This window comes from Bradyrhizobium sp. ORS 86, from assembly GCF_045571475.1.
GTDB lineage: Bacteria > Pseudomonadota > Alphaproteobacteria > Rhizobiales > Xanthobacteraceae > Bradyrhizobium.
Genome location: NZ_CP120699.1, coordinates 1,433,585 through 1,457,621 on the forward strand (window position 1 = coordinate 1,433,585; position 24,037 = coordinate 1,457,621).

At 61.2% G+C, this 24,037-nt stretch carries 19 protein-coding genes; 11 read left to right on the forward strand and 8 right to left on the reverse strand.

Going from position 1 to position 24,037, the window contains the following annotated elements; translation table 11 throughout:
• Positions 1 to 19: 19 nt before the first annotated feature.
• A complete protein-coding gene (locus P6U25_RS06630) occupies positions 20 to 1,249 on the reverse strand; it encodes a glycosyltransferase family 2 protein (protein WP_407150698.1) in 1,230 nt (409 codons plus the stop codon).
• Positions 1,250 to 1,271: 22 nt separating this feature from the next.
• Positions 1,272 to 2,531: a WecB/TagA/CpsF family glycosyltransferase gene (locus P6U25_RS06635; protein ID WP_407150700.1), complete on the reverse strand. Its 1,260-nt coding sequence runs from the start codon at positions 2,529 to 2,531 to the stop codon at positions 1,272 to 1,274.
• Positions 2,532 to 3,049: 518 nt separating this feature from the next.
• Here P6U25_RS06635 and P6U25_RS06640 point away from each other — a divergent pair.
• Genes P6U25_RS06640 through P6U25_RS06650 form a run of 3 tightly spaced genes read left to right on the forward strand, consistent with a single transcriptional unit; the run spans position 3,050 to position 7,053 of the window.
• Entirely contained in the window at positions 3,050 to 4,096 is a 1,047-nt protein-coding gene (locus P6U25_RS06640) for a hypothetical protein (RefSeq protein WP_407152744.1), read from the forward strand.
• A 43-nt stretch (positions 4,097 to 4,139) separates the two neighbouring features.
• Positions 4,140 to 5,780, forward strand: a complete 1,641-nt coding sequence (locus P6U25_RS06645) for a hypothetical protein (RefSeq protein WP_407150702.1) — start codon at positions 4,140 to 4,142, stop codon at positions 5,778 to 5,780.
• Between the two features lies 1 nt (position 5,781).
• Entirely contained in the window at positions 5,782 to 7,053 is a 1,272-nt protein-coding gene (locus tag P6U25_RS06650) for a polysaccharide biosynthesis/export family protein (protein ID WP_407150704.1), read from the forward strand.
• A gap of 64 nt (positions 7,054 to 7,117) precedes the next feature.
• Here the strand turns inward: P6U25_RS06650 and P6U25_RS06655 are convergent, their stop codons facing one another.
• From P6U25_RS06655 to P6U25_RS06665, 3 genes are read right to left on the reverse strand one after another with little or no spacing between them, the layout of a single operon-like run.
• Positions 7,118 to 8,275 carry an acyltransferase family protein gene (locus tag P6U25_RS06655; protein WP_407150706.1) on the reverse strand — a complete coding sequence of 386 codons (1,158 nt, stop codon included), beginning with the start codon at positions 8,273 to 8,275 and terminating at the stop codon, positions 7,118 to 7,120.
• A complete protein-coding gene (locus P6U25_RS06660; RefSeq protein WP_407150708.1) occupies positions 8,272 to 9,765 on the reverse strand; it encodes an oligosaccharide flippase family protein in 1,494 nt (497 codons plus the stop codon). The genes P6U25_RS06655 and P6U25_RS06660 overlap by 4 nt, the downstream gene beginning before the upstream one ends.
• Complete coding sequence (locus tag P6U25_RS06665) at positions 9,765 to 11,003, reverse strand: polysaccharide deacetylase family protein (RefSeq protein WP_407150710.1); 1,239 nt, start codon at positions 11,001 to 11,003, stop codon at positions 9,765 to 9,767. Before P6U25_RS06665 ends, P6U25_RS06660 begins: the two co-directional genes overlap by 1 nt.
• 250 nt (positions 11,004 to 11,253) lie before the next feature.
• On the opposite strand from P6U25_RS06665, the gene P6U25_RS06670 reads away from it, so the two are divergent.
• Positions 11,254 to 11,970, forward strand: a complete 717-nt coding sequence (locus P6U25_RS06670; protein ID WP_407150712.1) for a class I SAM-dependent methyltransferase — start codon at positions 11,254 to 11,256, stop codon at positions 11,968 to 11,970.
• Positions 11,945 to 13,264, forward strand: a complete 1,320-nt coding sequence (locus P6U25_RS06675) for a glycosyltransferase (protein WP_407150714.1) — start codon at positions 11,945 to 11,947, stop codon at positions 13,262 to 13,264. The genes P6U25_RS06670 and P6U25_RS06675 overlap by 26 nt, the downstream gene beginning before the upstream one ends.
• A gap of 16 nt (positions 13,265 to 13,280) precedes the next feature.
• Here the strand turns inward: P6U25_RS06675 and P6U25_RS06680 are convergent, their stop codons facing one another.
• The gene (locus tag P6U25_RS06680) at positions 13,281 to 14,555 is read right to left on the reverse strand and encodes an O-antigen ligase family protein (RefSeq protein WP_407150716.1); all 1,275 of its coding nucleotides are present in this window, start codon (positions 14,553 to 14,555) and stop codon (positions 13,281 to 13,283) included.
• Positions 14,556 to 14,980: 425 nt separating this feature from the next.
• Between P6U25_RS06680 and P6U25_RS06685 the strand changes: the two genes are divergently transcribed.
• Positions 14,981 to 15,724, forward strand: coding sequence for an exopolysaccharide biosynthesis polyprenyl glycosylphosphotransferase (locus tag P6U25_RS06685; protein ID WP_407150717.1), 744 nt, complete (start codon positions 14,981 to 14,983; stop codon positions 15,722 to 15,724).
• A 630-nt stretch (positions 15,725 to 16,354) separates the two neighbouring features.
• Here the strand turns inward: P6U25_RS06685 and P6U25_RS06690 are convergent.
• On the reverse strand, positions 16,355 to 17,794 hold the full coding sequence (locus tag P6U25_RS06690) for a short-chain fatty acyl-CoA regulator family protein (RefSeq protein WP_407150718.1): 1,440 nt from the start codon (positions 17,792 to 17,794) through the stop codon (positions 16,355 to 16,357).
• A 145-nt stretch (positions 17,795 to 17,939) separates the two neighbouring features.
• Between P6U25_RS06690 and P6U25_RS06695 the strand changes: the two genes are divergently transcribed.
• A complete protein-coding gene (locus P6U25_RS06695; protein ID WP_407150719.1) occupies positions 17,940 to 19,577 on the forward strand; it encodes an isocitrate lyase in 1,638 nt (545 codons plus the stop codon).
• A gap of 134 nt (positions 19,578 to 19,711) precedes the next feature.
• Here the strand turns inward: P6U25_RS06695 and greA are convergent, their stop codons facing one another.
• Entirely contained in the window at positions 19,712 to 20,194 is a 483-nt protein-coding gene (greA, locus tag P6U25_RS06700; protein WP_407150720.1) for a transcription elongation factor GreA, read from the reverse strand.
• 246 nt (positions 20,195 to 20,440) lie between these two features.
• Between greA and P6U25_RS06705 the strand changes: the two genes are divergently transcribed.
• The 4 genes from P6U25_RS06705 to P6U25_RS06720 are packed head-to-tail and all read left to right on the forward strand — an operon-like array spanning position 20,441 to position 24,031.
• Positions 20,441 to 20,914 carry a MarR family winged helix-turn-helix transcriptional regulator gene (locus P6U25_RS06705; protein ID WP_407150721.1) on the forward strand — a complete coding sequence of 158 codons (474 nt, stop codon included), beginning with the start codon at positions 20,441 to 20,443 and terminating at the stop codon, positions 20,912 to 20,914.
• 2 nt (positions 20,915 to 20,916) lie between these two features.
• On the forward strand, positions 20,917 to 22,965 hold the full coding sequence (locus P6U25_RS06710) for an FUSC family protein (RefSeq protein WP_407150722.1): 2,049 nt from the start codon (positions 20,917 to 20,919) through the stop codon (positions 22,963 to 22,965).
• Entirely contained in the window at positions 22,962 to 23,168 is a 207-nt protein-coding gene (locus tag P6U25_RS06715; protein WP_407150723.1) for a DUF1656 domain-containing protein, read from the forward strand. The genes P6U25_RS06710 and P6U25_RS06715 overlap by 4 nt, the downstream gene beginning before the upstream one ends.
• Positions 23,165 to 24,031, forward strand: coding sequence for an efflux RND transporter periplasmic adaptor subunit (locus P6U25_RS06720; RefSeq protein ID WP_407150724.1), 867 nt, complete (start codon positions 23,165 to 23,167; stop codon positions 24,029 to 24,031). Before P6U25_RS06715 ends, P6U25_RS06720 begins: the two co-directional genes overlap by 4 nt.
• Positions 24,032 to 24,037: the final 6 nt, after the last annotated feature.

The window sequence follows — 24,037 nt, forward strand, 5'->3', positions numbered from 1 at the left end:
AAGTTGTTGTGCCCAAGCGCTAGTGTCGCGTGTGACGTACATGCCGGCCGACTGGGGCGCGTGTCCGGGGTCGATCAGCTCTGATCCATTGCGTCCGATCTCTGCGGGCCAATGTCAGTACGGTGCGCAGCACCATAGCCATGTGCCGCGGCACCTGCGCTATTTCCCCAAGTCCGATCAAATCGCGGCCGGAAACATACCAAGCGCTCACCAGCGAGAACGCAAAAACCGCGAGCGCAAGCGCGGAATATGCGAGCGGGGAACCTGAGCCGACCACAGCCAGATAGAGCAAACTGAGGGCGAGGAGCACCAAATTCGCGATGGCGAGCATGCCAAGCGGCGGAACCGCGAGGTCAGCCGCCAACGCAAGCAACTGCAAGTCTCGAGTTTTCAAGGCATGGAGAAGGAGGCGGGGCAGGTGGCTCCTGATCAGCCCGAGATGCCCATGGACCCAGCGTCGCTTTTGCTGGACGTGGCCGCTTTGCGTGTCTGGGAAATAGCTCGTCACGCATGCATCGCGGAAGAAACGTGCCGGATGTCCCCGGATGGCGAGCTCAAGTCCAAAGAAGATGTCCTCGGCCAGATGCCCGGTTGCGAACAGGTCTGGATTGATGAGCGCCCACGGCACGGCCATGCCGGTCCCGTGGAGCTGGCAGGGCAAGCCAAGGCGCGCGTAGCCGTTTGGACGAAGATCGTTCTTGATGCGCCAGGCAAATTCGGCCAAGCGAGACGGCCCGCTTGTTTCGGGATGTGCGACCATGAGGTTACGGCACTGGATCGGGGCGCCGGCCGTTGCGCAGGCGCGCGCTAGCAGATCGACCCCGTGACGATTGATCTGGCAGTCGGCATCGATGAACAGGACGATTTCGGGGGGCGTCGAAGCCAGATGGCGCAGGCCGGCCGCTAGGGCAAAGCCCTTGCCGCGCAGTTCCGAATTGCTCCGGACCAGCACTTCTGCCCCGGCTTGCGCGGCGAGAGAGGCCGTTCGGTCGCTGCAATTGTCCGCCACAACCAGCAGCCGATCTCCGGCCTTGAGGTCCTGCTTGATGCAAAGGAGTGTCGCCTCGATGTTCTGTTCTTCGTTGTGCGCCGGGACCAATGCCGCGACCGAAGGCCGGCGCGGCAGGGGCGAGAACGGACGATCGCGCAGAAGCATCATAGCCGCCGCTTGCAGGGCGAAGCCCAGCGTAATCAGGACCAAGACTAGCGAGGCGAACCCGAGCAGCATGTTCAGGGTGAAAAGGATCATGATGAGCCTCGGCCAAATTGATCTAAGGCGCACCGCTGGAAGGGATCATTCCCGCGTTCAAGTGACGAGCGGCAAGCTCCTCCGTGGCGTCGCAAGGCTCAGAGGTTGGGACGGCATCGGACCTGGATTGACCAGCGAAAAGCAGATAGTCGCAACCGTGCAGGCGCAGCATTGTCCTTATTGGCCGTTCTGAAGCGCAAAGAAGGAATCCCCGGTGCATTCGGCGGCGATAGCCATATGCAAGCAGAATCTGGCCCAGGAATGTCGCGTCGACGTAACTCACGCCGTTGAGATTGATGACCAGGTTGCCTCTGGCAAGACTCGCTACGGCGAGAGCGTCGCGCAGCGGCAAGATATTCTGCCGCGTCCATGCGCCGAAAAATTCCAGGACCTCGTCGTCGCCACGCTGATAGTGTCGGATGCGTGCCGCAGCCAATTGCGTAGCCGAGGGGCGGTGGATGCTACGATAGACGACCCAGGGGAGGACCTGACGAAGAAAGACAGAAATCAAGGTTGTGAGATCGAGAGCGTACCGCGTCCAGAGCGCCGGTTCCTCCTTGATGCGCCATAGCCATTCAAATCCGGAGCGACGAAAGAATACCGGCGCGCGCTTGATACTTCCCGCGACAAAATTGATGGTTGCTCCGAGATTGCAGATGACCGGGGCTGAAAGGCGGTGCTCATTCCGGCTGAGCCATAACAAGCCCTTGCGCGCTCCGACAGAGACGATCAGCAGATCAGGGCACGCCTCGTTAATGGCGTGGAGAATTGCTGGATCGCTCATCGATTCAACGGAGCCGAAACCCGGAGAAAGGGTGCCTGCGCACTGGATGGCTGATTTGGCTTCGCGGAGGCGCTTGCGCACGCGGTAGCCGATGTCGTCAGTCGCTCCGAAGAAGAAGGTGCTCAGGTGCTCGCCGGTATTGGCCCAGAGAGCATCAAACAGGTCAGATCCGCTGACGCGCTGTTGAACAGGGATTCCGAGAAGCCGGGCGAGCCAAAGCAGCGGCATTCCGTCGATGACAGAGAGATCGTTTGCCAACGCGGCATCTCTGAAATCTGGATCAGAGCGGATCAGGCGCAGGAAGTTCGCGTTTGGAGTGACCAGATTGCAGCGGCGCATTTCCCGGATGGATGAGACAATCCGTTGTTTCGCCTCCTCGAAGGTTACTGCGTCGCAGAGCAATCCCTCGATACAGACGACTTGTCGGGAGAAGTCGGGAAGGAACGGCGGCTGGATATCGCGTCTTTGAACAGCCGTTTGTGTTTGCAGGGCACGCATTGAGCTTGTCCACTGACTGCAAGCAAACGGAGAGCGGCACGTGCGTGGGTTTGAGCAGGGCCATCGATCGCGCGCAGCGCTCCCTCGTTTCATGGAGTAGGTGCGGCGGAGTGTAGTCATGGGCCCGCGCGGCAACTCTGCTCTCGCGGATGACATGGAGCGTCATGCCGACTAGTCCGATCCGATGTATGGCCAAGAGCCGATCGAGCTAATTCTGCGACGAGATCTGACCATCTATGCGGATAGCCGAACCGGCGTTGCTGCGGGCGCTGCGTGAAGAGCCCTGCATCCAGAGGGACTAGTTATTTTGGGGCCGTTGCAGCCCCGCTGCGCATGTCGTCATGTTTCCGGATGGGCGGGAAGCCTGGAGCCGAACTGAAGGCGTTATCTCCACCGCGGATGCATGGAGAGGCTCCACGGAATTGAGCGGGAAGGCCAGTATGCGCGGTCCGTCCACCAGCCTTTGCTGTGCCGCAGGTACGGTGCTTTTCCTTGGTCTCGGGATCTGCGCCGGGACCGTGGCCGATAGTGGTCGTACATCGCGACAATCCATCGACGCCAAGGATCGTCCCTCACTGATCATGGCTCCCGATCGAGAGTTCTCCGCGGCAAGCTACGTTCATACCAAATTGCCGCCGGATACACCGCGCGATCCACATTCCGAAAAGTGGGTGGCCGCGCTGCAGAACCAGATCAGAACTCATTACGGAATCGCGTCGGTCAATATCGACCAATATTCGCCGCCCCTCTACGTGGTGTCAGACGACCAGCCGACGGTCCGTGTGCGAGCGGAACGAACCGGGAATGCGAACTGGAGATTCGAACCGTTGCAACAGCAATGGGAGCGTGTTCCGCTACCCGACGGATTTCAGCCATCGAGCGGCAGCGACAAGGAGGCCATCGTTTATCAGCCCTCGACAGCGCACTATTGGGAATTTTGGGGCATGGAGAAGAGTGGGCGCAAGACCGTCAACTCCGTAGGTCAAACTGTCGACGAATGGCGGGCCTCGTGGGGCGGCAAGATCGATAAGCTTGCGACGAGCCCAGGGTATTTTCCGACAACCGACGAAGGATACAAATTTGGCGCGACGGCGACGGGCCTTGCTCTGCTTGCGGGGCTGATCACCATCGCGGAGCAGCGCCATGGTGAGATCGACCACGCCGTTCACATAGCCCTGCCACAGGCACAGCGGTCGAGATGGGCTTATCCGGCGCAGCGCACCGATGGTGAGGACGACGATCCCGAGGCAATTCCCGAAGGCGCGACGTTCCGGATTCCAAGCAATGTCAATCTCGACGGAATCGATATGGATCCCTACGCCGCCATGTTGGCGCACGCCGTGCAACGATACGGGATGATCGTCCGCGACACCGCGGGCGCCGTAGTTTTCTACGCCGAAAACCCGCTCTCCAAGGGAGCAAGTCACCCCTATTTTGGACCTGGCGGCATCTTGCGGTGCCCCAAGGGCTACGCAGAAGCGGCTTGTTATCCAGATGGTAACAACCGCCTTCGCGGGTTCCCTTGGCATCTCCTGGAAGCGGTCCAGTCGAGACCACAGCAGTGATGCTTGCCTTAGCCGACGGACACAACAACCGGGAGCCGAATTGATGCTCGACTCGTCAGCCAGCAAGCGGGCTTATATCGACCGCGCAGAGGACCGGTCGGTCTCACAGGACGTCTGGCGTGATGGACTCGGCTTCAGGATTGCCCTCGCAAAGATTCGTCAGCACCGTCGAACGCTGCTGCGGTTTCTGCTCGTTGGCTTCAGCCTTGGAGGGCTGGCAGGCCTTGTCTATGGCGCGATCAGGGTTCCGACCTTCAGCGCGACCTCCGAACTACTCATTTCGAACACGACACTGCAAATGTCCGGACCGGACGCTGTCGTTACTCAAGTCCTGGTCGAGAATTCGCTGGTCCAGAGCGCAATTGAAATGCTCAGGTCCAGCAGGGTTCTCGACCGGGTGATCGACAAGGTCGGTTTGGAGGAGACCGAAGATATCCTGCCGAGATCGAGCCTCAAGCAGGCCATTAGCCGGATAGGATGGCAACGTATCCACGACCTCTTGCGTGGACGATTATCTGCTTCCGAAGAGCAACTCCCGGACGAAAGGAGGAGGCAGAAAATACTGGCGCGACTGAGATCCGGCATGACCGTCAGTCGCGTCGGTGCGAGCCTCATCATTTCGGTGCGGGCACGTGCGCGCAGCGCCGACGAAGCGGCAAGCCTGACGAACGAGTTGGCAACGTCATTCGTTCAAGAGCAAAATGACACGAGTGCCGTGGTCAGCACCAGTGCCGCGTTGCGAGAGCGAATCAAGGTGCTCGGTCCGACAGCCCGAGTCATCAGTGAAGCCGTTCCACCCGCGTCGAGCGATGGGCCGCCAACGGCTGTCATCATGCTGCTGGCGCCGGTCGTCGGTGGAATGCTGGCCTACAGCGTTGGAATCGGCCTGGCGCTGTTCGATCGGGGCTTGCGCAGCGCCGAACAACTCGTTGCATTGACTTCAGTCGAGTGCTTTGGGGCCCTGCCGCGCACGAAAGACCCGCAGGTGAACCGCTCCGATTTGGCGTCAACACTGAGGCGCTCGGTCCTGCGGCGCGCGCGGTCGGCGGTGCTCGAAATATCGAACCAGGTCCCTCACTTCGTCGGAGTGACATCTTATTGCCCTGGAGAGGGCAAGACAGCCGTGGCGGGCAGTTGGGCCCGGTTCCTGGCCGGCGACGGCTCGCGCGTGCTTCTTGTCGATGCCGGGCAGAGCGATACGCGTCCCGTTCGCAAGCAGGTTGCACCGCAGGTGGCCGGTTTGCATGAGGTGCTGCGAGGGGAGGTCGCGCCCTGCGACGCCATCCAGCCGCAGATTAGTCCCAATCTTGACTTTCTCCCGAGTGGAGAAGTTCTCAGCAATCTCGACATGCTCTGGGGTAATCTTGCTTACGTGGTCAATGCAGGGCGCGAGTGTGCTTATGAATGGGTGATCTTGGATTTGCCTGCACTTGCGACCGCGGCCGACGTACGATCCGCCGGCCAAATCATTGATAACCTGCTGATCGTCGTAGAATGGGGCCGTACGTCCGAGACCGAGTTGAGCCAGGCGCTGAGTTCGTTGGGATCCGCGCGAGACAGGATCTTGGGGACGGTTCTCAACAAAGTCCCGCGGGGTGTGCTGCGATCCGAGACTTTGCGCTGGACGCAAAGGCGCTCCGGCAGGCCTCAATCTCTAGAGCTGACAGAGCCAGGAGATTTGTAGGATGAAGCGAACAGCCCTCAAGATCGCGATCGCCTTCAACATTGCCATGGCCTTGGTCGTTCCATCGGCGAGGGCGGAAGATTACAAGCTCGGCGTGTCTGATCGATTAAAGATCAAGGTGCAGGAATGGCCGGATCTGACCGGCGAATATATGGTCGCTGCGGACGGCGCGATCTCCTTGCCGCTGATCGGAAACATTGATGTCGCAGGGTTGCGGCTGAACGATCTGGCGCGAGAGATATCGGATCGCCTACAACGGCGCTCGGAGGGCGCGGAGCGACCCGTTGCGGCAGTTGAAATCGTTCAATATCGGCCGTTTTCCATCGTCGGAGACGTCCAGCGCCCCGGCCAGTATCCATATCGGCCCGGCCTTACGGTCCTTGAGGCGGTCGGCATCGCTGGCGGATATTACCGTCCCGAATTCGGCTTGCTGCGCCTGGATCGTGACATGGCGCTGGCCAAGGGAGAGATGCGCGCCCTGTCGCTGAAGCGGTGCCGCCTGCTGGCGCGTGCCGCGCGGCTGACTGCGGCGCTCGCCGGGCGCGCGGACCTTGCTTTCCCGCCGGAGCTTGCTGATCGAAAGGACGATCCGGACATCGCCGCGATCGTCGAAGGCGAGCGTTCCGTGCTTGGCGTGGAAAATAACACAATTCGTTCGGAGCAGGCGGAGTTCGAAAAGATCAAGGCGCTCTATAACAACGAGACCGAATCGCTTCGTGGTCAGGTCGGTGCTTTGGCGCAGGAGAGAGACAGCACCCAGGAGCAGTTGAAGCAATTTCGCGCTCTTTCCGCGAAGGGGCTTGCTCTCGCACCGACCGTCTTCTCGATGGAGCGATCCCTCGCGCAGATCGTGAACGAGCAATTGAACATCGAAACGGCGATCGTAAAGGCGCAGGAGAGTGTCGCCCTGGCCGAGCATCGGCTTCACGAACGGGCTCAGGAGAGAAGGAAGGCGGACGAGAGAGACCTGCAACAGACAAGGGATGACATCGCGGAGGTGCAGGCGCGGATCAAGACGCAGGGCGATTTGCTTATGGAGGCCCAGATCAGTGCGCCGGCCGAGGCCAGGGAGCGTCTGGCAGAGAAAGATCGGCGATCTGGATTCATACTCATTCGGAAAAATGACGGAACGCCGCGCGAAATTACCGCGGACGAGACAGCTTCCGTACAGCCTGGCGACATCATCAAGGTGCCGGTGATCCGTTCCGAGCCCTACGAGACGAGCAATATGCTCAGTCTGTCTCAAGCCAAGGCCGAGAAGGCTGATCGGTGAATCAATCGGTTTTCTGAATGGCTCGCTGTTCTCGTCCGAGGCGTATGGCTGTCCGCATTCGTGGTCACGATCGCGAGCTCACATCGCTCCAGATATGATCCGTTGGGATGGACGGCTTCAAGGCACGCCTTGAAGCCAACCGGCGCCGTGCCGCTTGTATCCACATGCGCTCCCAATAAAACGTCGAGAGATGGGCTGCGAGCAGCGTGAGAACCAGGCCAGCGGGGCGCTTGAGCAGATAGCGCTGGTAGATGCTGCCGTCGTTCCACCATCCGTGCGCCGTGAGCGGATGAAAGATGTAGAGCGCGTAGGAGGTTGCAGCGATATAGGCCAGGCTTTTGCTGCCGAGTATGCCGAGCAGCGGGTTCGGCGGCTGCGAAAGTGTCGCCCACAGCAGGAGGCCCGTCGCGTAAGGCCGCAGATATTGCAGCCAGCCGCTATCGGGATGCGAGCTTGCCGCCCACGCGCCTGCCGCGAGCGCCCAAACCAGCAGCGACGTCGAGGTGGGGAGGCGGCGCACCGGCAGCGTGGCAACGCAGGCCCCGACGAGAATCTCATCGATACGCAGGTGGGTGGCAACCTCGATCGGCGTGCCCTCCAGGATACGGAGAGCGGTGATGGCCGCACAGCAGGGCCAAACGGCGATCAGGCCCTTGCGTCCGGTCAGCGCAGCCAGCGCCGTGACAAAGACGTAGAAATGGACTTCCACGCACAGGGACCATAGGTGCTCGGTCACCGGGATCATCTCATCGAGCCGATAGTTTAAGATGAAGCCGAGATGGGAGAGCAGGGCCTGCCCGCTCAGGCCAAAGACGATGAAAACCAGCGCGATGTAGAGGTACGCAAGCGGCAGGATCCGGACCATTCGCCTGATGATGAACTCGAAAATGGTCGCAGTGCATAGGCTGCGAATGATCAGGTAGCCTGACAGGGCAAAGAATAGGCTCATGCCCATAGGCCCGGCGGTGGAGTTCAATTGCAGGTATTTGGGCCCGAGTGGAAGCAGGTGGGCCGCCAGGACGAGGCTGATGCTGATCGCGCGGAGCCCGTCGAGAGCTGGACTGTTATGCGCTGCGTTGTGGCCGGTTGTCGTGCCGGCACGCAGGTCCGCTCGTGGATGTGCAAAGCAATGGCCAAGCCATCGCCGGACTTTGCGATCACGGTCAGCGTCGCGGCTTATCGTCACTGGCCCCTGGCGTTCGGAACTTTCGCGCAAGGTCACCGTCGATCCGTTTCGCTTGGTTGGGGCAAGAACCGTGGATATGCGGAGATACCGAGCGACCGCGAGAGGTCCTCGATCAAGCCGCGAACGTGAACCGAGAGCTCGTGTCGAACGAGTGTGAGGGCCACGACCCAGGTCGCCACCGAGATTGCACCCGAAGCCGCAAATCCAAACAGAATCTCAGTGGGGCCTTGCGTCAAAACATGTCGAAGGACGAGTGGCACGGGAACCACCACCAACGTGGCAGCCAGGCTTTTGGCCCATGCCTTGAACAGCCTTCCAGGATCATACCCAACGACAGATCTCAGCACCGCCAAGTAGCAAGCTGCAAAGAACAGGCCGCTGATCGGCAAGGTCCAGATCGCGGCCTCAATCCCGAGCGTCAGGCCGATCCCAAGCATCATGATCGTAAAAACACAAACGGCGGCCTCGCAGGCAAAGAGGAGCCGCTGACGTCGTCTGACGATCAGGATATCGTAGTACGGACCGGCGGTAAGCGTCACAGCGTGAGCGATCGCGATCGGGATCATCATCGCGCCGGTGGCACGCCACGCCTCCCCGTAGATTGTCCTCACAAGCGGCTCGGCCCAAATCGCCAGCAGGGCGTAGACCGGCCAGGCCAGACCCGTCATCGTCTCGACGAATGATCCGTAGATCGGCGCCAGATCGACGCCGCGGCTCTCCCGTTCGCCGAGATTTGGCAGCAGGGGCTTGGTCATACCAAGCACAAGGCCGTTTCTGACGAAAGAAACCAAGTTCTGAGCGCGAGAAAACAAGGCCGCATTGGCAAGTCCGACGGCTCGGCCGATCATCAGTTCGGGTCCGGACAGCGTTGCGCTGCCAACCAGGAGTGTCGCCGAAGTCCAGCCCCCAAAAGCAAGCAGACGCCGCGAGCCCGCGAGCGTCGGCGCCAGGCGCAAGGCGTCGAGCTTATAGGCAATGGTCATTACGGCCGTCATCACGGCCGAGGCGAAATATCCCCACGCCAGCGCATCGGCTCCATATCCGAGCGCCGCAAGCGTGATCGAGACTGCGCTTTGGCCGCTTGCGGCAACGAGGCCGACGATGAGCAGAGCGCCGAACCGCATTGCGCGCATCAGCCGCATCGTCGCCGGAAAGGCGACCGCAGGACAGAGCTGCGCAAATGCTAGAATCCGCAAAGAGTGGCCGAGAGCCTCGTCGCCATAGAAAGCGGTCAGCGCAAAGCTCAACCCGAACAGCCCAATGGTGAGACAAGCAGCTATCGTCAGGCTTAAACCAAAGGCTGCACTCAAGAGCGAATTATCGAGCTTTGGGGAGCTGACTACATAGGATCCAAGTGCTGTGTCTTTCAGGTCCGCGACCGTACCGGCAGCGGCTATTGCAATGGAGTAGGACCCGGCCTGTCGCGGCGTAAGCAGATGAGCGATCACCACGCCAGTCGCGAAGAACAGCAGAAGTGTCGCATTCTGCTGCACGGCGGAACTTAGTATTGCCTGTCGCAGGCGCATTACCTGGCCCCCCGTCTCTTGCCCGAAGCAAAAGCCTCGATGAGCCGGCGCCACAGGCCCGCCAACTGGGCACTGCACGATTCTTTCGTTGTGGCGTGCGCGGTGCTGGGTCTTTGACCGCTTAGGAGGGACGTCCGATCTGCCGGTCGCCTCCGTGCGGTAAACAAGGACGTTGCAAGGACTTCCGGCCGGAACCGACCATTTGGAGCGATCCGCCTCGCATCGACATCAAGCCGCCCGACTCGCGAAGTCCCCAGAAAGCCATGATAGAGGCCGCAAAGCTCCGGCTCGCCGGTAAACAAGAGCTCGTAACCTGCAGCAAGTGCCTGATCAGCAATCTCCGGCGTGTATGCTCCGTGCGGAAAGGAGAGTGCATCAACGGAGCCCTGGCCGTGCGGCGCGACGATCTCGCTCAGGACAGCACGAGGTTCGCGCAGTTCAGCCGAAATATCTGAAGAGAAGGGGAACGCAGTATGGGTCTTTCCGTGAGCACCGACGGAAACTCCGTTCTGAACGAAAATTGCAATCTCCTCGGGTGTCAGCATCTGGCGAGGACGCCTGACCCGTTGCAAGTCGATCTCGAGCGCAGAGAGCGCGGTCGCCACCAGCTCCACCTCAAGCTCGGGACCGCGACGCACGATATCCCAAATGAGATTGTCGCCGTCCGCATCGCGGTCTTCGCCAATCAGGAGCGTATGCAGATAGGCAAGTTGCTGTCCGCTGACCCGTCTACGCGCAACCGCGGAAAGTAAATCCTCCGTCCAGAGCCGCTCCTCGCTTCCAACCCGGTCCGATGTCACGAATACGGTCGCCGGCGCACCGTGCTTCCGCAGCAGCGGGAACGCGTAATCGAAGTTGTCGGCAAACCCATCGTCGAATGTGAGCAGCAGGCTCCTTGCGGGCAGAGGGCGCTCCCGCCTCAGGGACTGCTTGACGTCGTCGAGCCCGACGATTGCGTAGTGATGTTTGAAGAACGCAAGGCATCGGTCGAACGTCGCGTCGTCAAGAGTCCACGGTGGAAGTGCCGTTTCCCAGCGTGCATCCCCTTGCCGCAGAACGCGGTGCAACGTGACGACGGTCAAGGTGTGCTGGTTGCGGAGTCGGTGATACAAAGATAGCGCGCCGATCCGGTAAAGCGACGTTCGGATCAGCTCGCGCAGCCAGCGGATAGGCACGAATCGGGCCGCGCCTGAAGCGTCACGGCCGACGTAATTGAATGTCGCTTGCGTCGCCCTCACCACTGATCTCAACCACCGCGCACCGGACCTGCTTCGAACTGAGCGATAGTCGGCTGTGAGGCCGAGGCGTCAATGACCAGTCAGGATTAGTACGCAATTTCGCCGGTCCGGATCTGCCCACCGTGCAAGCGCGGCGTTACTGACTAGCCGACGAGCGACCGCGCGTGGTCTTAAGGGCAGCGTGCCGCAAGTTGGAACTGGCTGGACACAATCGCCCCTTCCGCCGGGCTCACGATCGCGGGGATGTCACATGCAGGCACTCGATATGATCGAACGGATGGTTCCTGGGCGGCTTCGCCAGAGTGCTCGCGAACTGGTGGACGTGGTGCTCGTTGGGCGGAGTACTCGCGCTGGTGTTTCGATCGCGCCGCAGCGTCTCAACCGCGAATACGAGTTGGGCCGATGGGATTACCTCAGCAATCTTGAGGAAATGGCACGATATGCGGTGATCGGCGGCTATTGCAGGTACGGCAGGGGTGTTTCGAGCGTGCTCGACCTCGGGTGCGGATCGGGCATTCTGCGCCACTGGTTCAGTCCGCTCGAGACCATCCAGTATGTCGGTGTCGATCTTTCTGATCGCGCCATCGATATTGCGAGCCGCGCGTGGACGGACTCGCGCACGAAGTTCGTTGCGATGGACGTTGCGGCTTATACGCCGGAACGCAAGTTCGACATGATCATTTTCAACGAGGTGCTCTACTACTTCGAGCGACCGGAAGATATTCTGATGCGTTTTGCGGATTTCCTGGAGAGGGACGGATCCTTTCTCATATCCCTATGGGACTCAACCGACTCGCGACGGGCCTGGCATCACTCGCAAAGCACCGTGGACGTGATCGATAGTGTCCAGATCGATCATCAGTCCGGAGTATCCTGGAAGATCAGGCTCTGTCGACCGAAGGGCCGACACCACGACGCCATCTATAAAGCGGGCTTGTCACATGCATCGGGCAGCTTACGGAGCTGATCAGCGCGCGCAGCATCCGCTCAGGATCGCGAATGGCGCGCCTGTCGTCCTGTACCTGGTCAACCAATATCCCGCTGTGACGCACACCTTCATCAAGAGGGAGGTGCAGGCGCTCGAGCGTTTGGGCGTCGAGGTGATCCGGGTAGCCGCGAGAGCTGGCAAGGCGCTGGTGGATCCAGGCGACATCGAGGAAGAAAGGCAAACGACCTATCTGCTTCGCCAGCCGTTTGGCTTGTTGCGGGCTCTGGCTCAGTTTCTGCTGCTGCACCCCCACCGCTTTGCGAGGGCACTTGTGACGACGCTATGCCTGATGCGCAGGAGCGATCGGGGGCCGCTGCTGCACGCCCTCTACCTGGTCGAGGCGTGCGGGGTCGCGTCGCTCGTTCGGCGAACCGGCGCTGCGCATATTCACGCTCATTTTGGAACGAACCCGGCCGAGCTTGCGCTCCTCGCCGCTCAACTCACGGGCGTGTCGTTCAGCTTCACCGTCCACGGCTACGATGAATACGACAAGCCGGAATTCATTGGCTTGCGGACCAAGATCCATGAGGCTGCGTTCGTTGTGGCTGTGAGCCACTACGGCCGGTCTCAGCTCTACCGCTGGTGCGATGCCGTCGATCAGGGCAAGATCAAACTTATCCGTTGCGGTTTAGATCAAGGATTTCACGAAGCGGCCGAAGATAGGCCGGATGATGCAGCGCGGTTGGTGTGCGTCGGTCGGCTATGCAAAGAAAAAGGCCAAAGCATTCTCATCAAGGCGGCAGCGGCGGTGGCTGCCGCAGGCCATCGATTCGAGCTGGCGATGATTGGGGACGGCGAGGCCCGACCTGAACTCGAAAGCCTGATAGAGGAACTCGGACTTTCGGGATCGGTCAGGCTGCTGGGCTGGCGAAGCAGCGCCGATGTTCGGCGCGAGATCTTGGGCGCTCGGGCGTTGGTCGTTGCAAGCTTGGCCGAAAACCTGCCTGTCGTGATCATGGAAGCAATGGCACTTCGGCGCCCGGTAGTGGCAACGCAAATTGCCGGAATCCCCGAATTGGTGCGCTCCCGCGAAACGGGTTGGCTTGTTCCCGCAGGGTGCGTGGAGGACCTTGCTGCCGCGATGACCGAATGTCTCCTCACTCCGCGTGAGGAGCTACGCGCAATGGGGTGCAAATCGCGCGAACGTGTGGTGGCCCTGCATGATGTCGACCGTGAGGCGGCGGCCTTGGCTCGCCTGTTCGCAGAACAGGCTTCGCGTCGCTGCGATGCTCTCGATGCGGCGGAGCGGCCACTTACGACGGCGGCGCAATAGCACAACGCAACGGATTTCAAGAGTACGACAGTCGCGATTGCAATGCTGTTCCGGCAAAGCACTTTGATGCGCATACGGTTCCCATCGTGAACCAGAAGAACCACTGAAACTGCAGGTAATCGAGAAGGTTGTCCGAATAGAAGACGATGAGATAGCTGATACACAACATGAGCATCGTGAAGGAGCCGGCAAAGTCCCGGCCGATTGTGGAGACGAGCCTGAACGCGATCGCGGCCATCAAGAGGGCGAAGCTGGATAACCCGGCGATACCCATTTCAAAGTAGATTTGCAGAACAGCATTATGCGGACCGATCCCCTCCTGCCCGTCGCCGCGCGGGAAGAAGAGAGGAAAATAGGATTGATAAGATCCCAAGCCATAGCCGAACAGGCCGGAGGGATTGACGGCAAGCCAATCGAGCGTGTCGTTCCACAGCACTTCGCGCCAAGCCATTGAGTTCAATTGCTCGTAAGTACCGTCGATGGCGCCTGTCTCGAGGTCCGCCAATCGATCGGAAACTCCGGGAATGAGGAGCGCCGCGGGCAGAATGAGCACCGGAAACAACCAGCGTCGGTCCACGACGATCGAGTAGCCGGTGATGAGAAGCAGCGCTGCGAGCCATGCGCTACGGGTCTTTGTCAGCAGCAGCAGGAACAGGAGATAGAATGCGTAGCAAAATGTCGCTCGCCGCATGAACGCGGAGATGCGAAAATTCGTACTGCAGTGCATGTAGAGGATCAGGGCCAGAACGCCGACAATGTAGAACGCATAGATATTTGGATGTGTAAATGTGCTCTGCAATCTTTGCGATCCCGTCAAGGAGGCGGGCTGGGTTGCGAGCTCCAGCAGCGCATAAACCGACGGGATCAGTGATGAGCCGAGTGCCGCCATGAGACATTGCGCGGCCGCTGCTCGGTTCCTGACGACGAGATAGGGCAGTGTGAAGGCGGCCGCATAGGTAGCGAGGGCCAGAATATCACGCACTCCCGCGCTTAGATCGGTCGTCTGAACAAGGGATATCGCGGCGGTCAGAAGCAGACTCGCCCATGCCAGCAGCGGCGCGGAGAGCGCGGCGTTGGGAACCTGAACGAGGGCGATCATCGCCAAAGCGATTACGAGCGCGTTGACTGCCGCACCTGGTCCGGATTGTTGGCCGAGGCCGGCCTTTACCCAGTCGAATGCGCGGTCGCACGATGGGCGCAAGAGCATGACCGCCAGCATCATCTGGCGCACGCCGATGACGCGCGTCAACAGAAGTAGCAGACCGACAACTGCCAGAATGATGGCGGACACGGCATTCCCGGGCGGCGCTATTGGACAGGTGTTGGCTCCAAACCGATCGCAGCGCGCTGAAATCAGCAGACGCATCGTTCTTTAGGGCGATCGCGCACGCTCCGCAAAAGCTCAAACGTATCGGCGGAGGCGCATCGGGCCTAGCACGGACGAAATCTCGCCAGCCCAAAACATCGACTGTATCGTCTGCAATAACACGGCGCCTGTGGCGAGAGCGACCGCCGGAGGCGTGGTCGGCGGGAGCATGCTGAAGCGTGCTGCGCCGGCGGCGAAATGTTTGCACGTGCGACGGCTTGAGAACAACGGTTTCCCGGGGCGGGATGATCGTCGCCTCTCATGCGGGAGTGAGGATGCAATGGCCGACTGTTCTTGGCTCGTCAGGCCACTTGGCCGCAACCCCTAGCCGACGCGGTTTGATGCGCGGAGTGGCTCCGGCCGAGGCTGAACGGCCCGCTAGCGCCAAGCTTGATCATGGCGCGATCGTCGATACGCGGCTCGAGGCGCGTGGTCCCCGTCTGAGATCGAAGAAGAGGGAGGTGCCGCGCGGACGGCGCGCAGGTCAACGGAGGCAAAGCGGTCCCAACAGTACGAGCAAGAGAGCGTTCGATCTGGTGATTGCCGGAATTGCGCTTGTCGTTCTGTTTGTGCCGATCGTCGTCATCGCGATCGCGGTGATGGCGGAGACTCCGGGGCCAGTTCTGTTCCGGCAGTGGCGGGGTGGGCGCGACGGGCAGCGCTTTCAAATTCTGAAGTTCCGGACCATGACCTGCATGGAAGATGGCGCCGACGTTAGTCAGGCCCGGCCAGGCGATGCCCGCGTGACCAAGGTCGGACGGATCCTGCGCAGGACCAGTTTGGACGAGCTGCCTCAGCTTTGGAATGTTCTTCGGGGCGACATGTCGCTTGTCGGTCCCCGACCGCACGCGCTTGTCCACGATGCGATGTACTCCAGGTTGATCACCAGATACGCGTATCGTCACTCGGTGAGGCCGGGCATGACCGGTTGGGCGCAGGTGAATGGATGCAGGGGCGAGACGCGCGACTTGATAGCCATGGAGAGGCGTGTCGCTCGCGATCTCGCGTACATACGCCATTGGTCGTTTTGGCTTGATCTGGTCATCGTCGCGATGACGGTGAGGGAAGTGCTACGGTCGCAAAATGCGTGCTGACTGTGCAAGTTTCTCAGCAGCGTGGCGCAAGGTCGCGTGTTCCCGCATCGAAGGGCTGTTGGACGATCTTCATCCGCCGTTGGCAGTTCCGGGAAAGCGAACGATCATCCGATCGTACGTCGGTCCGCGGAACGTCTCGCGTTCGAGCGAGATCGGGAACGGTGAGCGCCTGGAGCAAGTGTGTCGCGCGTGCAACGCTGCAAATGTTCCTCATGGTTGCGAACCAGGTTTGACTTCACTGCCGCGCGCATTCGGCGTTTCATGGTCGTGGACCCGGGGTTAAGGGCCTTCAAGTCGAAGGTATTTGAGGTGGGTCCGAGAGGGCTGCTGTCCAGCGCCAGCAGTCTCTTCGCGCGTCGATCCTGGGTTCACGTGACCTGGGTGGGACTACCCCGGAGTCGATCATGACAACACTGCAGGCCGTCGCCTTGGGAGCCATGCTGGCATGGACGCCAACGCTGATCGTTTTCGCGTTCTTGTTGTGGAACGTTCCTGAGCTCGAGGAAGAGTAGAGTAATTACCGTGCGAGCTCATGGCGATTGACAGCCGCGCCGGTTGTGATCGGCGCACGCCACATCATCGCGTGGTTCGAGCCTAACGCATGCGCTCGGCGTTCGAGTTGAGAATGCTTCAATCCCCGGAGAAGCCGAAGGGGACGCTTGAGGTTCTGAAATCATCGGGAAGAATCTCACGTCCGATCGGCGGGGCCGATCGTGCGGCGCATCTCGGGCGGTGACAAACCCGGCACGCGACGCCGATTGGCGTCGGCTCGTCCACACGCGCACCGTGTCCATCGCGCGTATAGATCAACTGTCCCGCATGCTCGGCAGCGCAGCCGATCGCAATCGCTCGCTCCACGCGAATTGCGCCGAACGAACCTCCGCCGGCGGTCACCGTGCGGGCGATCGAAAAGAACCGCTGCCCATCGGGCAATTCGAGCCATTGCGTGACAATCTGGCGTGGCGTTCTGAACACCCCGTGGACGGACCAGAGCGGACACGCGCCTCCGTGCTTGGCGAAAGGGAATCCTGCACCGTCAAGCAGCTTGGAGACGTTGCCGGCCGGATCGACCCGGATCAGAAAGAACGGGACTTTCTCCGATCCAGGCCGTTGCAGGGTCGTCAGACGATGCGCTGTCTGTTCAAAACTGGTGCCGAATTGACGCGCGAGCGCCTCCAGATCGTAACGACGCGTTTCGGCGGCCTTCGCAAAGGTGGAATAGGGCATGATGAGCGCGCCGGCGGCGTAGGCTGCAAGCGCCCGGCGTGCCAGCAACTCAGCGCTCTTGGTCGAAAACTTGCCGGCTTCGAGTGCCGCGCCAATCTCATCTTCCATTTCGAGATAAGCAAGTTGCTTGGCCAACTGAAAGTTGAGGCTTGCGGTATCGAGAGAGTCCTCAAGCAGGAGCTGTCTGCGATGGAGGTCGAGCCGCCTGACCGAGCCGAGCATGACGTTCGGCGGCAGATAGCGCACTTGAAGATTATGACGTGCCCGGAACCGCTCAATAAATCCGGCGGGTCCGGAAGGCACCTGGGCGAGGCGCTCCGCTGCGTCGTCCAGGTTGGCGAAGTTGTTGCGGCGTGCGGCGAGGAATCGCCTGACTTCCGCGACGGGGTCGTTTGCGTCAAAGCTTTCCTGCCCCCGCGATGATGCCGCGCCTGTCAGCTCCGACGCGCTTCGCTCCGCGAGCGCCAATTGTTCTTCGCGATAGGCGGTGTAGAGGCGAAGGAATGCTTCGGTCATTCCCGGATAGCTGACGGCGAGATCGCTGATTTCAAGCGCGGGGATGTCGATGTCGGAAAACATCGGCTCCTTCAAAGCCGACTGCATGCGCGCCGTGTGATCAGCGCCGCCGTCCCCGGCGAGATCGGCGAGGTCGATTTTGTAGGTGCGGGCGAGGCGAAGCAGCATGTCTGCCGTCACCGGCCGCTGGTTGCGTTCCAGGAGCGCGACGTAGGGTGCGGAAATCTCCAGGTCGGCCGCCATGTCCGCCTGGGTCAGCCCGAGGTCGCGCCGAAGCCGTCGCAGACGTGGTCCCATGAAGACGGAGCGGGCGCTGGAGGTTGCCATATCGAATTCCTGCGTATTGTAATGTTCTTACAACAATACACCATATTTCTGTAAAGTGTGACAAGTTTTCCGCGAGATGTCTGGTGAGGGGCGAGATGGCGCGTAGAAACGCTGCAGAACTTGTCGTCACGAAGGGATCACGGACATGAACTTCCAACCGCGTGGGATCAGCGACCGGGCCATCCACGGACCGGCTTCTTATCAGAGTGAGATCGAGGCGGCCGAAGCGCTCCTCAAGACCAAGCCGACGTGGAATGGCGTCAGCGCCGAAGCCGTGGCGCGCATGCGTCTGCAGAACCGCTTCAAGACCGGTCTCGACGTGGCTCGCTACACTGCGGCGCTGATGCGCGCCGACATGGCCGCTTATGACGCCGACAGCACCAAGTACACCCAGTCGCTCGGTTGCTGGCACGGCTTCATCGCCCAGCAGAAGCTGATCTCGGTCAAGAAGCATTTCGGCACCACCGATCGCCGCTATCTTTACCTCTCGGGATGGATGATCGCCGCGCTTCGCTCAGAGTTCGGACCGCTGCCCGACCAGTCGATGCACGAGAAGACCTCGGTGCCGGCCCTGATCGAGGAGCTCTACACGTTCCTGCGTCAGGCGGACTCCCGCGAGCTGAACGATATCTTCCGTGCACTCGACGCAGCCCGCAAGGCGGGCGACAAGGCGAAGGAAAAGGCGTTGATCGAAAGGATCGACAACTTCCAGACCCACGTCGTGCCTGTGATCGCCGATATCGATGCGGGCTTCGGCAATGCCGAGGCGACCTACCTGCTCGCCAAGAAGATGATCGAAGCCGGCGCGTGCGCGCTTCAGATCGAAAACCAGGTCTCCGACGAGAAGCAGTGTGGCCACCAGGACGGCAAGGTGACTGTGCCGCACGACGTCTTTCTGGCCAAGATCCGTGCCTGCCGTCACGCCTTCCTCGAACTTGGCGTGGAAGACGGCGTCGTCGTGACCCGCACCGACTCGCTCGGCGCCGGCCTGACGCAGCAGATCGCCGTGAGCCACAAGCCTGGCGATATCGGCGATCAATACAACAGCTTCCTCGATTGCGAGGACGTGACGGCCGAGAACGCCAGGAACGGCGATGTCATCATCAATCGCAACGGCAAGATGGTGCGTCCGAAGCGCCTGCCCAGCAACCTCTACCAGTTCCGTCCCGGCACCGGTGAAGATCGCTGCGTGCTCGACTGCATCACCTCGCTGCAAAACGGCGCTGATCTCTTGTGGATCGAGACCGAGAAGCCGCATATCGAGCAGATCGCCAAGATGGTCGACCGTATCCGTGAAGTCGTCCCGAATGCGAAGCTGGCCTACAACAACTCGCCGTCGTTCAACTGGACGCTCAACTTCCGTTGGCAGGTCTACGATGCGATGAAGGAAGCCGGCAAGGATGTCAGCAAGTACAACCGCGCCGAGCTGATGAAGGCGGAGTACGACAACACGCCGCTGGCGATCGAAGCCGACGAGCGCATCCGCACCTTCCAGGCCGATTCAGCGAAGCGCGCCGGCATCTTCCATCACTTGATCACGCTGCCGACCTATCACACGGCTGCTCTGTCGACCGATAATCTCGCGAAGGAATATTTCGGCGAGCAGGGCATGCTGGGATATGTGAAGAACGTGCAGCGGCAGGAAATCCGTCAGGGCATTGCCTGCGTCAAGCATCAGAACATGGCGGGATCCGATATCGGCGACGATCATAAGGAATACTTTGCCGGCGAGGCTGCTCTGAAGGCCGGCGGTGTCCACAACACGATGAACCAGTTCAGCTAACGATCGAACAGGATCGGTCTGGAGTCCAACCGACTCCAGGCCGACCGATCCGGCCATCGCCGGTGCCGGGCGACACGCTCAATGCCAGCGATCTCCACCTCGACGTGAGATCCCTTACTGGTCAGTCCCGATCGCTATGAGATCGCGACGACTTCGATTTCTTGTCCCGACGCTTCAATGACGTCTCCGACGGACTTGCCCATTAAAAGCCTGGCGATCGGTGAAACGAAGGAGATCATCCCCTTCTTCGGGTCGGCCTCGTCTTCGCCTACGATTCGATAGGTCTGGATGCGTCCGTCGTCGCGGCGGAAGGTGACCGTGCTGCCAAATCCGACACTAGCAAGCGTCGTTGGCTCCGGGACCACCTGAGCCGTCCGCAGCCGCTCCGCGAAATATCGCACATCTCGCAACGGCAGCGCGCCTTGACGTCGCCGCTCGTTTACATCGTCGATCTTTTGCGAGTTCGCGTAGGCCTCCTGCGCCGCCTTCAACTGTGCTTCCAGCGCCTTCAGGCCGCCTACCGTGACCAGATTTGGGTGCGACGAAATCGGACGGTCCGGCAGCAGTGTCTCGGACGCGGTCTCGGCGCTTTCTTCCTTGGTGAATGCGACGCTCACGCCTGGAACTCCCTGCACAAGTGGCCTGCTACTTTCACATAACGGCTGCGGCGGCTGACGGCCAGTCCTTGACGGGTTGCGAGGGGCATCAGGAATGACTGGGCCGCCTTTTGCCGGAAAGTTCCTTGCGTGTTGCTGCCGTCATGCGCGGCGCCCTTCCGCGCGGCCATTCGCAATTCCGTGATACCCCGCAATATCTCTGCCTATATAGTTGCAGCCTAATAGTTCTTATCCTATCTAATTTGCATGGCTCCGTCGCAGGCTCACATCCACGCCGAGATTGGCCGCTTGATCACAAGGCTCGGCCGAATCTGGCGCCGCGAATCGGACCAGGCGCTGTCGGATCACGGTCTGTCCTACGCAACCGCGATTCCCTTGCTGGTGCTATCGCGGCAGGGGGAGAACGTTCGCCAGGGCGTGCTGGCCGAAGAACTGGGGATCGAGGGCCCATCGCTGGTACGGCTGATCGACCTGCTACAGACCGAGGGACTCGTGGAACGTCGCGAGGACCCCACCGACCGGCGCGCCAAGACGTTGCATCTCACGCCGGCAGGCGAGGCGAAGGTCGAGCAGACCAACCGGATCTTGCGCCGCGTGCGGGCCAGTCTGCTGAAGGATATCGGCAGCGATGAACTTGCGATAACATTCGAAACGCTCCAGCGCATCGAGCAGCGTGCCAGCCGCGTGCAGGAACCGAAGGCTGCTCCGGAGGCGAAATAGTCATGCGCGCGGAAGAGCCGTTTCTGGTCCGCCACGCGGACCTCATTTTCGCTTTGAAGACGTTCGCCGCGTCGATCCTGGCGCTCGTCGTCGCGCTGGCGCTGGATCTGCCGCGGCCCTACTGGGCGATGGCGACCGTCTACATCACCTCACAGCCGCTCGCTGGCGCGACGAGCTCCAAGGCGTTCTTTCGCGTGATGGGGACACTGATCGGTGCGACCGTGACGGTTGCGATGGTGCCGAACCTGGTCAATGCGCCGGAACTGCTTTGCCTCGCAATTGCGCTCTGGGTCGGTCTTTGTCTTTACCTGTCACTGCTCGACGGGACGCCGCGGAGCTACGTCTTCATGCTGGCCGGATATACCGTTGCGCTGATCGGCTTTCCGGCCGTTAGCGAACCGGGAAATATTTTCGATATCGCGCTGGCAAGGGTCGAGGAAATTTCGCTCGGCATCATCTGTGCGAGCCTGGTCTCGACGGTGGTACTTCCACGCAGCGTCGCACCGGCGGTTGGCCGTCGCGTCGATATCTGGCTGTTGGATGCGCGCCGTCTGAGCCGCGACACCCTGCTCCATCGCGGCACCACCGAGACGCGCCGCGCCCAACGCCTTCGCCTTGCGACCGACATCGTCGAAATCGATGCGCTGGGGACTCATCTTTTCTATGACCGGTTGGCCGAGGCCGACGCAGCGCGCGGTCTCGGCGAAATCCGGCTGCGCATGCTGATGCTGCTGCCCGTGATGGCGTCGATTGAAGACCGGCTCGCCGCGCTCGGCGAGGCAGGTCTGCGAAGGCAGCCTGAATTGCGGCGGCTTCTCGAGGAGATCGCGGGATGGACCGTTGACGAGGTCCGTCTGAGGCAATCGGGAGACCGGATCCGCGCCGCGATCGCGGAGAGGCAATCCGCGCTCGACGGTGCTGCGACCTGGGAGCGCATCATCACGACCAATCTGCTGTCGCGGCTGCGCGAGCTCGTCGACGTCTCCGATGACTGCCGCGCGCTGAGTGATGCGATTGCAGCCGGCGAGGACATCTCGGCTGTTTCTCTACAGTTCCGCCCCGAAGCGGGTGCCGCGCCGGTTCGTCACCGTGATCATGGCATGGCGCTGTGGTCGGCCGCCGGTGCGGCCGCTGCCATCCTGATCTGCTGCGGCCTCTGGATCGCGACCGGCTGGGCGGACGGCGCCTCCGCGCCGATGATGGCGGCGGTGGCCTGCTCGTTCTTTGCCGCCAATGACGATCCGGGACCGGGCATCCGAAGATTCGGCCTTTGGTCGCTGGTGGCGATTGTGGTCGTCGCGATCTACCTGTTCGCACTGATACCCGCGATTTCCCACATCGAGGTGCTGGTGATCGCACTGGCGCCGACCTTCATCCTGTATGGCGTGCTGATTGCAAGGCCCGCGACCGCGTTGACCGGCATGGCGCTTGCTGCCAACACCGCGACGCTGCTCGCGCTGCAATCGACCTACAGCGCGGATTTCGCCTCCTATGCCAATTCCGCCGTCGCCTTCTTCGTCGGCGTCGTGGTCGCCGAAGTCGTGACGAGGATCGCGCGCGGCGTCGGCGCCGAGTGGATCGCCAAACGTCTGATGTTGTCGAGCTGGGAGACGCTTGCGGTCGCCGCCGAGCGCCGCGGGCGCGGCGACCGCGCACATTTTGCCGGCTTGATGCTCCATCGGCTCGGGTTGCTGGTGCAGCGGATCGCGTTCGTGTCGGAGAGCGATCGTCGCGATACCGACAGCCTCGTACAGCTTCGGATCGGTCTCAACATTATCGACCTGCGGCGGGCCCGCTACGACTTATCGGCATCGACCATTCGCGTCATCGACGACATGCTTGACGCTCTCGCTGCGGCCTTCCGCGGCCATGTGGGCGGGAACATGCCGGCCGGACTGCTCGCGCGCATCGACGCGGCGCTGGGTCAGGCTGTCAACGATTCCGGCAGCGCGCGGGAAGATGCCTTGATGGGCCTGGCTGGCATCCGCCGCGGCCTGTTTCCGAACGCACCAGCCTATCGGCCACAGTCGGAGGAGAGTTTTGCAGCGTGAGATATGAAATCGACATCTACGGGGTGCTCGTCCCGTCACTGCTGCTCTGGCTCGTCATTGCCTATGTGCTGTCCGCAGCGGTCAGCCGGATCATGCAGCGCTTCGGCCTCTATCGGCTGGTCTGGCATCGCGCGCTGTTCAATTTTGCTCTTTTCGTCTGCCTTCTCGGCGTCGTCGTCTATTTTTCGGAGTTCTTGCCATGAAGGGGAATCTCGCCTGGCTTGGCCGGCTGGCGCTGACTATCATCGCTGTTGTCGCGGCGCTCGCCGTTGGCCGTGGACTGTGGGCCTACTATATGGAGTCTCCGTGGACGCGTGACGGCAGGGTTCGCGCTGACGTGGTTCAGGTGGCACCCGACGTGTCAGGTTTCGTCACCGACGTGCTGGTGAAGGACAATCAGAAGGTCCGTCGCGGCGATGTTCTGTTCAGGATCGATCGCGAGCGCTTCGCGCTGGCGCTCCGGCAAGCCGATGCGGCAGTCGCCGGCCATCGCGCCACGCTGGATCAGGCCAATGCCGACCTGAAGCGCTACAGCGCGCTGACGACCGACGCCGTGTCGCAGCAGAAGCAGGAGCAGGTTCTGGCAGCTCAGCTACAGGCGAAAGCAGCCTACGACCAGGCCGTCGCCGACCGCGCGGTGGCGCAGCTCAACTTGGACCGCAGCGAGGTTCATGCGTCAGTGAATGGCACGATATCCAATATGGATCTCAGGCCCGGAGCCTATGTCACCGCTGGCAAGGGCGTGATGGCCCTGGTCGACACCGATACGCTGCACGTCGAAGGCTATTTCGAGGAGACCAAGCTGGCGCGCATCCACATCGGCGACAAAGCACGGGTGCGTTTGATGGGTGAGCCGACCCGGCTGACCGGGCACGTCGAGAGCATCGCGGCGGGTATTGAGGATCGCGATCGCGCCGAGGGCGCGAACCTACTGGCAAACGTCAATCCGACCTTCAGTTGGATTCGGCTTGCGCAGCGCGTGCCGGTGCGCATCGTGCTGGACCACATTCCGGAGAACGTTGCGCTGGTGGCCGGCCGTTCGGCGACAGTCGAAATCGGGCAATAGCGTAGG